This window comes from Hymenobacter elongatus (assembly GCF_004745955.1).
GTDB classification, from domain to species: domain Bacteria; phylum Bacteroidota; class Bacteroidia; order Cytophagales; family Hymenobacteraceae; genus Hymenobacter; species Hymenobacter elongatus.
On sequence record NZ_SRLD01000005.1, the window covers coordinates 41587 to 55287 of the forward strand.

Genomic DNA, 13701 nt, shown 5'->3' on the forward strand with positions numbered 1-13701 from the left:
CAGGTTGTTAACCTCAACAGCTGACGAATAAGCTGCTATACGACGGGCAACGGGTAAAATGTTTGGCGGACAATCGTCCAACCGCGACGCGTGGGCTTACGTAGGCGGCATTTTGATTTTCCGGGCCGCGAATTAGCGCTATTTTTGGCCAACTCCCTTTTCTTCCCTTGCCTTCCCGTCATGAAAATACTTTGCATAGGCCGTAACTACGCCGAGCATATTGCTGAGCTCAACAACGAGACGCCCGACGAGCCGGTTATTTTTACCAAGCCCGAAACGGCGCTCCTGCAGCGCGGCATGCCCTTCTTCTACCCCGATTTTTCCACCGACATCCACCACGAGATTGAGCTGGTGCTGCGCGTGAGCAAAAACGGCAAAAACATCGACCCCAAGTTTGCCCACACGTACTTCGACGCCATCGGCCTGGGCATCGACTTTACGGCCCGCGACCTGCAAAGCAAGGCCAAAAGCAAAGGTCTGCCCTGGGACCTGGCCAAGGGCTTCGACGGCTCGGCCCCCCTGTCGCCGACCTTCAAACCAGTCGCCGAGTTTGCTGACCTGGCCAACATCAACTTCCACCTGGAGGTGAATGGCGAAGTGAAGCAGCGCGGCAACTCGGGCATGATGCTGCACACTTTCGCGGCCCAGATTGCCTATATCTCGCGCTTTATCACCCTGAAAATGGGGGACTTAATCTTCACCGGCACGCCCAGTGGCGTCGGCCCGGTCAAGATTGGCGACCAGCTGACGGGCTACCTGGAGGATGAGAAGGTGTTGGAACTGTCGGTAAAATAGAATCGAGTGCTGCATACGTCTTTCCGGGGAAAAACCTCCCTCCTGCTGCTCACGCTGCTCACCACCATGAGCCTGCGCCCCGCGCCCATGGCTGGCCAGGAGCCCGACTCCTTGCCGAAACCCACCGCCCAGAACGACCCCACGGCCCGTCCTGCGGTGGCACCGGGCTACTTTCTGTTTCCCATCAAGCCCGGCAAGCCCAACTTTCTGGCGGCCAGCATGGGGGAAATCCGGCCCAACCATTTCCACGGCGGCCTCGACATCAAGACCGACGGCCGCACCGATCTGCCGGTCTATGCCTCGGCCGAGGGCTATATTTCGCGCATGAAGCAGTCGGCTTTCGGCTACGGCAACGTGCTTTATATCACTCACCCGAATGGCATGACCACGGTGTACGGCCACCTGAACCGGTTTCTGGGTCCCGTAGCCGATTTTCTGCGGCGGCAGCAGTACGAAAAGCAGACCTACGAGCTGGAGCTGTTTTTCCCGAAAGACCAGTTTCCGGTGAAGCGCGGCGAGGTAGTGGCCTTATCGGGCAACACGGGCGGCTCGGCGGGCCCGCACCTGCACTGGGAAGTGCGCGACGCCCAGGACACGCAGCTCAACCCGCTGCAGTGGGGCCAGTACGCCGAAATTCAGGACCATGTGCCGCCCCAGCTTCAGGCCTTTGCCGTGGAGCCGCTCAGCATCGATGCCCGGGTGCAGAAGCGCTTCGAGAAGGCCACCTTCGTGCCCAAAGCCCCCCCGGCGGCCGGCACCACGCTGGTCTGGCCCGATACCATCAGCTGCTACGGCACCGTGGGGCTGCTGCTCCAGGGCTTCGACCGCTACGACAACGCCTGGAACAAGAACGGGCTGCAGCGGGTAGAAGTCAAGGTGAACGGGCAGCCGCTCTACACCTATTCCATGGACGGCGTGCCCCTGGCCGAAACCCGCCAGATTTCGGACCATATTGACTACGAGTGGCAGAAAACCAACGGCCGCACCCTGGAAAAGCTGTTCGTGGACGATGGCAGTACGCTGTCGGTCTACACCACCGGGCCCAACAAGGGCAAGCTGCGGGTAGAAGCCGGCAAGCTCTACTCGGTAGACGTGCGCATGAGCGACTCGTACGGTAACACCACGCCGCTGCAGTTTGTGCTGCGCGGCGAGCAGCCGGCGTACTACAAAACGCGTAGCGCCGCCGTGCGCCGGGCGGCATTGCGCTACGACATCACGCGCAACATTCTCAGGATCATCACGCCCGACCCCGACACGGCCGCCCAGGCCGGCAACGTGGTGCTGTATAAAGGCAGCAAGCGACTGGCGCTGAAACCCAGCTACACGGCCCAGAGCGAAAACGTGTACCTCTACGACCTGCGCGCCGGCCTGCCCGACTCCATCCGCTTCGGCGGCATCGCCAAGCGCTTCGACCGGCCGGCGGCCATTCCGGCCGGCGTGGAGCAGGGCTTCGCGACCAGCAACATGAATCTGGCCTTTGCGCCGCGCACCTTGTTCGACACGCTCTATCTGCAAACCAGCTACAAGGAAGGCGTCTGGACGGTGCACAACCAGCGGATTCCGCTGCTGCTACCCCTGCGCCTCACCCTAAAGCCGGACGGAGAAGTGGCCGACAAAACCCGCTCGGCGGTGTATATGGTCAATGCCCGGGGGGGCCGCATTTACCAGGGCGGCAAGTGGGACGGCAACCAGATTACGCTGCCCATCAAGTTGTTCGGCTCATTTAAAATTCTGGCCGATACCATTCCGCCCACGGCCCGCCTGACGCGCCGTGGCCCCGGCGGCCTCACCTTTCAGGTGGGCGACAACCTCTCGGGGCTGAACAGCTACACGCTGCTGATTGGCGGGCGCTTCCGGCTGCTGCGCTACGAATACAAGAACGCCACTTTATTCACCGAGTCCAACGACACCATCGGCCCGGCCCTGCGCGGGCCGGCCACGCTCCGCATCACCGACCAGGCCGGCAACGAGAAAATTCTGACGTTGAACCTGTAGCAAGAAGAAAAAAGGCGGGCCGGATGGTTCGCCTTTTTTCATACTAAACCTGCCGTGGTCTGGCTCCGCCCGTACAGGAAGAAGCGGTAGTGTAATTTGGCTAGCTCACCCCACAGAATGCCCGTCATACTATCGTAGTCCTCCGCCAACCGAACGTTCCAGTTCGCGCTGCTTACCCTTTCTTCCCGCACTACTATGGCACATCAACCTACCTCCCGCCGACCAATCATTCTGGGGGCCGCCGTGGCTACCGTGGCTACCGGCGTGGCGGCCTATGCCTACATGCGGCGGCAGCTGTATGCGCCGCTGCCCGTTTCGCCCCACGTCGATGTGCACCGCTACATGGGCTTGTGGTACGAAATAGCCCGGCTGCCCACCCGCTTCGAGAAAGGCTGTGAGCATGTGACAGCCCGCTACCGGCTGCTGCCCAACGGCAAAGTGAGCGTGCTGAATACCTGCCACAAAGACGACCTGAACGGCCCGCTGGAAACGGCCCAGGGTACCGCCCGCGTCGTCGATACCGCTACCAACGCCAAGCTGCGGGTCAGCTTTTTCTGGCCCTTCGAGGGCGACTACTGGATTCTGCACCACGACCCCGAATACCGCTACGCCTTGGTAGGCGAGCCGAGCCGTAAGAACCTGTGGCTGCTCTGCCGCACGCCCCACCTGGAGCGGCCCGTGCGCGACCGGCTCGTGGGCCTGGCCCATTCGTTGGGTTTTCCGACGGAAAACCTGATTTTTACGCCCCAACCCGTTGCCGACAAACCCTAACTCCCCTATGGCCCTCACCGCCGGTACGCCCGCCCCCGATTTCGAAGCCCTCGACCAGGATGGCAACCTCATCCGCCTCCAGGACTTGCGCGGAAAAAAAGTCGCGCTCTACTTCTACCCCAAAGACGATACGTCCGGCTGCACGGCGCAGGCCTGCAACCTGCGCGACCATCAGCAGGAGCTAACCGCCAACAACGTGCAGGTTATCGGCGTGAGCATCGACGATGCAAAGTCGCATCAGAAGTTTGCCCTCAAGTACGAGCTGCCCTTCCCGCTGCTGGTCGACACCGACAAGAAAATAGTGGAAGCTTACGGCGTGTGGCAGGAAAAATCTATGTACGGCCGCAAGTACATGGGCACGATGCGCCACACCTTCCTGATTGACGAGCAGGGCATCATCGAGAAAATCATCGAGAAGGTCGACACCAAGAACCACGCCGCCCAGCTGCTGTAGCTTGCTCTGTCATAGCAAGTAGTCGCCTGTCATCCTGAGCGGCGCGAAGCAAAGCGAAGGACCTTTCTCACCTACCCTACTGCAGCTTCGGCCACTGTCACAAAGCCCTTTACCGCATGGTGGTAAAGGGCTTTGTGTTGCTTGTCGCCCGTCATGCAGGACATTCTGCGCCTCAAGCAGAGTGTTAGACAGGGCATTCGTTTGCCAACAACGTCAGCCCGCGAGATTCCCCGGCCAGCTCGGAATGACATTGAAGCTGTTTAGAAAGGCTGCCGAACGTCATGCTTGATCTGGCGTCCGCTTGTCGAAGCATCTCTACCGCAGTAGTAAACCGGTAGAGATGCTTCGACAAGCGGACGCCAGATGAAGCATGACGTTCTTTTTCGTTTCGCTTTATTCAGGAATAAGCCTACTTCCTAAACAGCTTCATTCTTTCTTCTACTTCAACCCCAGCCTTACTCTTACCCAACGGTATCGGCTCCGATAAACTCCCGGCATTTTCCGGCTGGGTCCCTTCGCCAAGACCGTTACCTTTGCCCGCTCAACCTCCTTCTTATTTCCATGTCCCAGGAAAATACCCTCACTTCCCCGGTCGCCGCGCAGCAAAAAAGCGTAGCCGAGCTGAAGCAGATTGCATCCCAGGTGCGCCGCGACATCGTGCGCATGGTGCACGCCGTGAATTCGGGCCACCCCGGCGGCTCCCTGGGCTGCACCGATTTGCTGGTGTCGCTCTACTTCCGCATCATGAAGCACGACCCCAGCTTCAACATGAACGGCGAAGGCGAAGACCTTTTTTTCTTGTCCAACGGCCATATTTCCCCGGTTTTCTACTCGGTGCTGGCCCGCTCGGGCTACTTCCCGGTGAGTGAGCTGGCTACTTTCCGCAAGCTCAACTCGCGGCTGCAGGGCCACCCCGCTACCCACGAGCACCTGCCCGGTATTCGCATTGCCTCCGGCTCGTTGGGCCAGGGCATGAGCGTGGCCATCGGCGCGGCGCAGGCCAAAAAGCTGAACGGCGACGCCAGCCTCGTGTACGTGCTCATGGGCGACGGCGAGCTGGAGGAAGGCCAGGTGTGGGAAGCAGCCATGTATGCCCCCCACCAGAAAGTCGATAACCTGATTGCCATCGTGGACCGCAACGGCCAGCAGATCGACGGTTCCACCGACGAAATCATGAACCTGGGCAGCCTGCGCGCCAAGTTTGAAGCCTTCGGCTGGCGCGTGCTCGAAACCAACGGCAACGACTTCGACCAGCTCGTGCCGACCCTGGAAGAAGCCGGTAAGCTTAGCGGCCAGGGCCAGCCCACCATGATTCTGATGGATACCCAAATGGGTTTCGGCGTGGACTACATGATGGGCTCGCACAAATGGCACGGCGTAGCGCCAAACGACGAGCAGTTGGAGAAGGCGCTCCAGCAGCTGTTGGTAGAGCAGGCCAGCGACTACTAAGGCCTTGCTTGCCGCTGTTTGAAAGCTCCTTTCGCTCTACGCTAACAATCGTCCGGCTCCTTCCCTCTTCGGGAGAAGGGGCCGGGCGGTGAGGCCTCACGTATGCACCGCTTAGCTGTTCTTCTGTGCTGGTTTCTGGTGCTGGCCGCGTGGCCTGCTTCGGATAGCCACGCCCAGAACGTGCCGCCGGAGAAGCCCAAGGTTACGCGCATCCTGTTCGTGCTCGACGCCTCGGGCTCGATGCTGGCCCCGCTGGAAGGCACCCCGCGCTGGACCGTAGCCAAAGATCTGCTGGCCAAGATGGTGGATTCGCTCAATGCCTACCCCAACCTGGAACTGGCCCTGCGCGTTTACGGCCACCTGCACGACGACGACGAGAACAACTGCGAGGACTCGCGGCTGGAAGTGCCCTTTGCGCCCAAAAACGCCAAGGCTATCAAAGACCGGCTCAAAACCCTGGAAGCGCGCGGCAACACGCCCATTACTTATTCGCTGCAGCAGTCGGCCAACGACTTCCCCACCGATAAGGCCTCGCGCAACGTGCTGATTCTGATTACCGACGGGCTAGAGTCGTGCAAAGGCGACCCCTGCGCTGCTTCGGTGGCCTTGCAGCGGCGGCACGTGTTTTTGAAGCCCTTCGTCATTGGCTTAGGGGCTGAAAAGGACTTTGGCCGCCAACTCGACTGCCTGGGCCAGTATTACAACGCCGCCAGTGCAAAAACCTTTCGCCGGGTGCTCGACAACGTCATTACCCAAACCCTGACCAAGACGACCGTCAGCGTGAATCTGACCGATGAGGCCGGCAAAGGCGTGGAAAGCAACGTGAACCTGACCTTCGTCAACAACGTCACGGAAACGCCGGAGTACAACTACGTCCATTTCCGCGATGCGCAGGGCAAGTCCGATGTGCTCGACATCGACGCTTTGCAGAGCTACGACTTGGTCATCAACACGGTGCCGCCAGTGCGGCAGCAGAACCTGGCCATCCGGCCCGGCAAAGCCAACGTGCTGACGTTCAAAGTTCCGCAGGGTACGCTGGTGCTGCAACCGCCCAAAATCGCGCCCAATCCTTATGGCACGGTGCAGGCGGTGGTGCGGGCCGCGGGCAGCCCCGCCACGGTAGTCAGCCTACCCTTTGGCACCAGGCAAAAGCTGCTGGCCGGCACCTACGAGGTGGAGCTGCTCACGCTGCCCCGCACCACGCGCCGCGTCAGCATCCGGCAGGGCCAGGAAACGGCCGTGACCTACGACGCGCCCGGCACGCTCAACATCGTGACGGACCTGAAAGGCTACGGCAGCATCTACCGCCTGAACAACGACGAGTCGCAGACCTGGGTGTATACGCTACCCGAAGGCAGCAGCAAAGTCAACCTGCCGATTCAGCCGGGTGCCTACCGCCTGGTGTTCCGCACCGCCACGGCCACCGGCAGCCAGTTCACCGACGTGCGCACCTTCACCATTCGCAGCGGCCAGACCAGCTCGGTGAGCATGTTTGGCAAATGATACTTTTTCCTAGTCTGTCATCCTGAACTTGCGAAGGACCCTCCTCCCCTAACCCACCAAACCTGATACCAACGCTCTACATGTTTGCTCACTGCCACTACGTCTACATCGTCACCAACCCGGCCAGGACTTCGGTCTACACCGGCGTGACAAATGACGTTCGGCGGCGCATCCAGGAGCATTTCGACAACCGGGGCAACCCTGGCACCTTTGCCGGCCGCTATTTTTGCTACAACCTCGTGTACGTCGAGCCTTTCGAGCATATCGACGGTGCTATTGCCCGCGAGAAGGAAATAAAAGGCTGGATGCGGGTGAAGAAGAATGCGCTGATTGCAGTGAAGAACCCGCAGTGGCTGGCGCTGAATTACGCGGAGCGGTGAGCTTCTTCGCAGTGAACGGGCTTTGTCACTTAGGTGAGGAAGGTCCTTCGCTTTGCTCAGGATGACAGGATACATAACGACAACTAACAAGAACACAAACTTTCCCTTCCCATACAGAATGAAAGATTTCCCCTACACCGAATCAAAAGACACCCGCTCCGGCTTTGGCGTGGCCTTGCACGAGCTGGGCAAAACCAACCCCAACGTGGTAGCCCTCACCGCCGACCTCACCGGCTCGCTCAAGATGGACGCCTTTAAGAAGGACTTCCCCGAGCGGTTTTTCCAGGTGGGTATTGCCGAGGCCAACATGATGGGCATTGCGGCCGGCCTCACCATCGGCGGCAAGATTCCCTTCACCGGCACCTTCGCCAACTTCAGCACCGGCCGCGTCTACGACCAGATCCGGCAGAGCATTGCCTACTCGGGCAAGAACGTGAAGATCTGCGCCAGCCACGCCGGCGTGACGCTGGGCGAAGACGGGGCCACCCACCAGATTCTGGAAGACCTGGGCATGATGAAAATGCTGCCCCACATGACGGTCATCAATCCCTGCGACTTCAACCAGACCAAGGCCGCCACCCTGGCCATTGCCGACTACGAAGGCCCCGTGTACCTGCGCTTCGGCCGCCCGGTGGTGCCCAACTTCACCCCCGCCGACCAGAAGTTCGAAATCGGCAAAGCGGTGCTGCTGAACGAAGGCGCCGACGTGAGCATCTTCGCCACCGGCCACCTGGTCTGGAAAGCCATTCTAGCCGGCCACCTGCTGGCGGCCAAAGGCATCAACGCCGAAATCATCAACATCCACACCATCAAGCCCCTCGACGCCCAGGCCATCCTGGCTTCGGTGCGCAAGACGGGCTGCGTGGTCTCGGCGGAGGAGCACCAGATGAACGGCGGCCTCGGCGACAGCATCGCCCAGCTGCTGGCCCGCGAAGAGCCTCTGCCCCTGGAAATGGTGGCCGTGAACGACTCCTTCGGCGAAAGTGGCACCCCCGACCAGCTCATGGAAAAATACGGCCTGATGGAAAACGACATCGTAGCCGCCGTCGAGAAAGTGCTGACCCGCAAGGCGAAGTAGTTTTTAGGCTATTGATGGAAACGGCCCCGCCTGCGTTAACGCAAGCGGGGCCGTTCTGTGCGTTTTCCTGCCGTCTTCCGGCTCCCCGATTAATCTTTGCTATCACCTGGCACCTCGGGCGTGGTGGCGTGCCCGGCCGGTGCAAGCCGGCAGCCTGGCTTCCCGACTATCCCACCACCGGCGGGTCTTATCCATCCCGGATTTGCTCTAGCGATGCCGCCGTATAGGCATCCACATTACCATCCGGGGCCAGGGTTCTTAAATCAATTTCGTACACGTTTGCGCCCTTGTCTTCGACGCCGAACATCAGATAAACCGGGGTTGGAACACCCGGCACACGGGTGTTTTTTATGCCAATGAACTCCGGTAAATCCTCATCCTCATCTTTATTTTCGTGTAAGTCAGTGACGTAAGAATCCCCGTACAGCAGAGCGGTTGTGGCATATTCGATTATGTTCTCCACCGTGGTTCCCTCTGGCCAGAAGGTATTAACCAGCTTGATATCCTCATCAGCGAAGGTGAAATACTCGTACGTGTGCCGGGCCAGGAAGTGAGTGAGATTAGCGGTTGTAGCGTAGGACCAGGTGGCAAACTCATCCTCTGTTTCCTCATCGAGTGCTTCATCAATGGCCGCATCGGGGGCGCGCATGCCAATGCCGGCCAGGGCAGGAATAGGGGTGTGCTGAAATTTATCGGCTCCGGCAGCTCCATCGGCATACTTGTATAGGCCTTTCCGAAAAAAGCGGCCATCCTCGTTATCCAACCATTGCTCCATTTCCGGCGCGTTGAGCTGCCCGGCATTGTCGTGCGCCACAATGGCGGCTTGCAGCGCCGTATTGGCCTGCGTCCATAAGTCCCCGCTCTCCTCGCTCCCCAGCACTTCTACCGGGTTATTCTGGATGATATCATTGATGATGACCAGCTGGGCCGAAACGGGGGCGAGTTCTCTTTCTCCCTCCTCTCCCTCAGCCGCTGGCACCGTATCGGGGTCAAAGCCACTGCCTGGATCATTCAAGGGATTATTGGGGCCGTAGGACAGGTTGAGCGGCATATTTTCCAGCATCTTCGCCCGCAGGCCATTCGACTGTACGCGTGTCGCCTGGTTCATGGCTCCGCGGGCCGTCTGCCAGAACGCAACGGCCTCCGCTACGTCATTCTCCTGTGCCAAAGCCAGCGCCCGACTTAGTTTCTTCATACTATCACGGCTGATAATGTGGTGTAGCGCGGAGCCGTTTGCCCCACCAGGAAAGAAATTTCCGGCGTCAAGCTCGCTTTTCTGCCGCGTAGTCTCGGCCACGTTCCACACCATTTGGGCAACCACGCTGGCCCGGCCAGCCGGAAGGGGTGCCTGCTGAGCGCGCTGCGCGCCTCCTGATTCCGTCGAAGCCCCTACCACTGCCGGCCCGGACAGCTTTCGTCCGGCCAGCTGCAAGGCCTTTGCTCCCATCACATCCGCTTCCTGCTCCAGCCCCGCGTCATCATTCACGCTCACTTTGCCTTTCAGCTGCCGGGTCGGCTGCACCCGCCCTTGCTTCTGCTGCACCACGTGCCAGGCTTCATGCGGCAGGTGCTGCTCCTGCCCGGGGGCCAGGTGAATGTCGGTACCCTGGGCATAGGCATGGGCCTGCAGCCGGGCCGGCTTGTCGGAGTTGTAATGCACCCGCACATCATCCAGGGAATGGCCGGCCAGGCTTTCCACGCCCGCTTTCAGCTGATCCGGCAACCCCGTTTGGTTTGCTTTTTTCGGCCCCGGCTGCTCCGTAGCAGCCTTGCCCGCTATGGCTTGCCGTTGCGCCACTTGGGCTTGGCGAGGAATGGTATCAATGGCCGCTTGCCGGGTCTGCTGCTGCTGCACCCGCGGGCTGTCGTTTATGGCTCCGTGCAGGTGGCGCTGCGCCGCTGCCTCGGGCCGGTTATCCACGAACGATGGGCTGTGCCGGCTGCCCGGGGCCGTAGCGGCCGGGAGCAAATTCGGTTGCTTGTTTTCCTGGTTACTCTCGTCATGAGCGTGCATACGGCGGGATGTTAGTCGGCGAGATAGTACCCGCTACTGCCACTTGGTGCTGGACGCAATATCAAAATTCAGGTCCGACTATCCAATACTCGGCAACGACTCCTTCGGCGAAAGCGGCACCCCCGACCAGCTCATGGAAAAATACGGCCTGATGGAAAACGATATCGTAGCCGCCGTCGAGAAAGTGCTGGCCCGCAAGGCGAAGTAGGGTAACAGCAACCAGAACGCCATGCTGAGCCTGCCGAAGCATCTCGCGTGCAATGCTATTTAATTACCATGGCACGCGAGATGCTTCGGCAAGCTCAGCATGACAGACGGTTTTTAGCAAACTTATGTTTGCCCGATGTTCTACACCAAAACGGCCCCGGTTGCGCATTGCAGCCGGGGCCGTTTTGGTGTTGGCTAATGCCTGCGGGCTGATGGTCAACCAGTAGCTGTATCGGTTGCGTTAAACCCCAAAATACCCAGAAGTGGGTATTCAATTGCCGCAGGAAAGAAAGTATTTTTGAGCGGCGGTTTTGTCCCTGCCCGCTATACTTTATACCCCACCCGTCTCTCTTGCTTCTTCGCACCAGAACCGGGCTTTTTCTCCCCGCTTTTTTCCGTATTCCCAGTGAAGCAACTCCTACTCGTCCTCTGCCTGTTCGCCTTTGCGCATAAAGCCAGGGCCCAGGCCTGCAACCTTAACTTAACTACCCAGACCCAAGTAGATGCCATCGCGCAGGCTGGCTGCGTAACCATACAAAACCTGTCTGTATACGGGGGCATCAGGAATGTATCAATCGACGGCATCTACGACCTGAGCCCCTTGGCTTTCATTACAGAGGTGGCAGGAGCCGTTTCCCTTGTCATGAATGACCTACCGACTATTCAGGGCCTGGCCAACATCAACACCATTGGGGGCGGCTTGTATATCCAAAACGCTACTTCGCTCGGCAGCGTAGGGGTCGGAGGCTTCAGCAGTCTGAGAAGTATCGGGCAGGATTTGATTATAATAAATAATACCTCGCTGACGAATATAGCGGGCTTCGCACAGCTGCAGAGTGCCAGATCGGTAACCATCTCCCAAAACTCGGAGCTGGGCAACGTGACCGGCCTGAACGCCCTGAGCAGAACGGGCGCGCTGTCCATAACTCAATGTCCCAAGCTGCGCACTATCACCGGCCTGAACAACTTGGTCACCGTTCAGGGCATTCCTACTGTGCCGCCTACCCAACTGCCGGAACCCGTGGTAGCAATATCCGACAACCCCTCGCTGGAGCAACTCACCGGATTGACCTCCTTGGCAACCGCAGGGAACTTAACAATCGGCACGAATCCCGCGCTCAAGGAGCTTGCTGGCTTCAACAACCTACGTTCGCTAACCGGCCTCTACATTGGTGGCAATACGGCCATGACGACCCTTTCGGGCTTTAACGGCGGCCTAGTGCTCGGTGGGACCGGCATCGTTAATATTAACACCAACGCCCGGCTTACTTCTATCACAGGCTTTAGAGGCTTGAACGTGCAGTCCCTCTCCATTCACACCAATAACGGGCTGAAAGAAATTCCCGGCTTTGCCAGCAGCAAAGGCCTGAATGTAGGCGTTAGCGGAAACCCGGCTCTGGAGTCGGTGGCGGGCTTTGGCAACTCCCAGTTCACCGGCACGGTGCAAGTCGACAACAACGCCCAGTTGCAGCGAATCACCGGCTTTAGCAGCCCCACGGCCCCGCGCTTCATCACCGTATCCGGCAACCCGCTGCTGACCTCCATTGCCAGCGCGTTTGCCTATTCGAGCTACGCGCCCCTCACCACCCTGCGAGTAGAAGGAAATACGGCCCTGGCGACCTGCTCCGTGCCCTGGATTTGCAGCTACTTAAGCCGGGGCGAGCTTGCCTATTTCAGCCTAAATGCTACTGGATGCAACAGCAACGCTGCCGTGCAGCAGGGTTGCCAGGTACTGAGCACGGAGAAAGCCGCAGCACAAGCGCCCGTGGCGTATCCCAACCCAGTCAGTGACTTGTTGTATCTGCGCGTCGCCTCCAAGTTCCAGATTAGTGACCTGCTAGGCCGGGTGCTGCTGCAGGGCGAAGGCTCGGCGGTGTCCGTGGCCGCGCTCCCGCAGGGTATATACGTGGTGCAAACCGGGCCCGAGCTGAAGAACAGTTTCCGCATCAGTAAAAACTAACGCTACCGGCCCTGGGAGCCCCGGATGAACGGCGCCCTGGGCAACAGCGTCGCCCAGCCGCGGGCCCGCCAAGTGAGGTAAACTCTCCGTATCACCCCGAAAAAGCCCCCGCAGCTGAGTAGCTGCGGGGGCTTTGCATTTTGCGTCCCGCCGTATCACCGAATAAACAGCTACGGTATCAGCCGTTGGACTTAGGCTTGCTTACCGGTAACAGCAGCGCCAGCTTCGACCCGGCATACACCAGGGCGCGCCGGATATACCCGTGCAGCACCAGGCCTACCAGCCCTACTAAGGTGCCGATTAGGAGTGGTAGCACAGCCCCAAAGGTATAGGTCATTCCAAGCACAAAGCCCAGCAGGCACTCCGGCCGATAAATCGGAACGAAGAAGGCAAAGGCAAATAGGCCCAGCATCACATTACCCGCCACATCCGACGCACCGGCAGTAAACAGAACCGATATCAAAACCCCGAACGACAACGCGCCCACGAACCCGTAGATTTCGCGCCGCAAAGGCTGGGGCGAGTCGGAATCCGAATCGTTTTTGCCAAAGGCCTGCTTCCGGATGCGGTACAGCAGCAACCCGGTGAGCACCGGCAGCAGCAGCCCACCCCACCAGTTGGAAATGGCGGGCAATTCCTTCCTGGCCAACAGGTGGTGGCTTGGCACGCCGCCATGATAATGACTCCAGGCCAACAGCGCCCAAATGGCTACCGTCACGAGTACCGTGCAATAAAGGGCAATCCTGGAAAAGTTATTCTCATTCATACATTCTGCCTGGAGTAGTATACTTCGGGTGAGGCGCTTTGCCGGTTGCCGGGCCGCCCGCTACCATTTGCGGTTCAGCCAGGAGCAATATAGGCGAATGTCAATACTTAAACCTAGAGCAGTTCTCAGGCTGCTGTAGAGACGCGACCCTTCGCGTCTCCTCGTTGCACGACAAGCGGTAGCTGGCGCGAACGGGAGACGCGTATTCGCGTCGCGTCGTTGACCGAAACCGGGCAGGCGACGCGGGCGACGAGACGCGAATACGCGTCTCTCCAGCAGCCGGGTTGCACCATTCACGAAACCGCTATACAGCGGTTTTACGAACGGTG

General features: G+C 59.5%; 11 protein-coding genes and 1 pseudogene. 10 read left to right on the forward strand and 2 right to left on the reverse strand.

The window, feature by feature from the left end:
* The first annotated feature begins 180 nt into the window (after positions 1–180).
* The 8 genes from E5J99_RS03945 (at position 181) to E5J99_RS03980 (ending at position 8425) form a co-directional block, all read left to right on the forward strand.
* Positions 181–795 carry a fumarylacetoacetate hydrolase family protein gene (locus E5J99_RS03945; protein ID WP_135496416.1) on the forward strand — a complete coding sequence of 205 codons (615 nt, stop codon included), beginning with the start codon at positions 181–183 and terminating at the stop codon, positions 793–795.
* Between the two features lie 6 nt (positions 796–801).
* Positions 802–2790: a M23 family metallopeptidase gene (locus tag E5J99_RS03950; protein ID WP_135496417.1), complete on the forward strand. Its 1989-nt coding sequence runs from the start codon at positions 802–804 to the stop codon at positions 2788–2790.
* Positions 2791–2985: 195 nt separating this feature from the next.
* Entirely contained in the window at positions 2986–3561 is a 576-nt protein-coding gene (locus E5J99_RS03955; protein WP_135496418.1) for a lipocalin family protein, read from the forward strand.
* Between the two features lie 7 nt (positions 3562–3568).
* Positions 3569–4015, forward strand: a complete 447-nt coding sequence (bcp, locus tag E5J99_RS03960) for a thioredoxin-dependent thiol peroxidase (RefSeq protein ID WP_135496419.1) — start codon at positions 3569–3571, stop codon at positions 4013–4015.
* Positions 4016–4576: 561 nt separating this feature from the next.
* Positions 4577–5464, forward strand: a complete 888-nt coding sequence (locus tag E5J99_RS03965; protein WP_135496420.1) for a transketolase — start codon at positions 4577–4579, stop codon at positions 5462–5464.
* Between the two features lie 102 nt (positions 5465–5566).
* A complete protein-coding gene (locus E5J99_RS03970; RefSeq protein ID WP_135496421.1) occupies positions 5567–6967 on the forward strand; it encodes a vWA domain-containing protein in 1401 nt (466 codons plus the stop codon).
* Positions 6968–7047: 80 nt separating this feature from the next.
* Positions 7048–7347, forward strand: coding sequence for a GIY-YIG nuclease family protein (locus tag E5J99_RS03975; protein ID WP_135496422.1), 300 nt, complete (start codon positions 7048–7050; stop codon positions 7345–7347).
* Between the two features lie 118 nt (positions 7348–7465).
* Positions 7466–8425 (forward strand): transketolase family protein, encoded by a 960-nt coding sequence (locus E5J99_RS03980; RefSeq protein WP_135496423.1) that lies wholly within the window; start codon positions 7466–7468, stop codon positions 8423–8425.
* A 187-nt stretch (positions 8426–8612) separates the two neighbouring features.
* Here E5J99_RS03980 and E5J99_RS03985 read toward each other — a convergent pair whose 3' ends face one another.
* Positions 8613–10439 carry an eCIS core domain-containing protein gene (locus E5J99_RS03985; protein ID WP_135496424.1) on the reverse strand — a complete coding sequence of 609 codons (1827 nt, stop codon included), beginning with the start codon at positions 10437–10439 and terminating at the stop codon, positions 8613–8615.
* A 94-nt stretch (positions 10440–10533) separates the two neighbouring features.
* Between E5J99_RS03985 and E5J99_RS03990 the strand changes: the two are divergent.
* Positions 10534–10647, forward strand: a pseudogene (locus tag E5J99_RS03990) (transketolase family protein); the annotation flags it as partial.
* Positions 10648–11052: 405 nt separating this feature from the next.
* Positions 11053–12606 (forward strand): hypothetical protein, encoded by a 1554-nt coding sequence (locus E5J99_RS03995; RefSeq protein ID WP_135496425.1) that lies wholly within the window; start codon positions 11053–11055, stop codon positions 12604–12606.
* 178 nt (positions 12607–12784) lie between these two features.
* Here the strand turns inward: E5J99_RS03995 and E5J99_RS04000 are convergent, their stop codons facing one another.
* On the reverse strand, positions 12785–13372 hold the full coding sequence (locus E5J99_RS04000; RefSeq protein WP_135496426.1) for a hypothetical protein: 588 nt from the start codon (positions 13370–13372) through the stop codon (positions 12785–12787).
* Between the last annotated feature and the right edge of the window lie 329 nt (positions 13373–13701).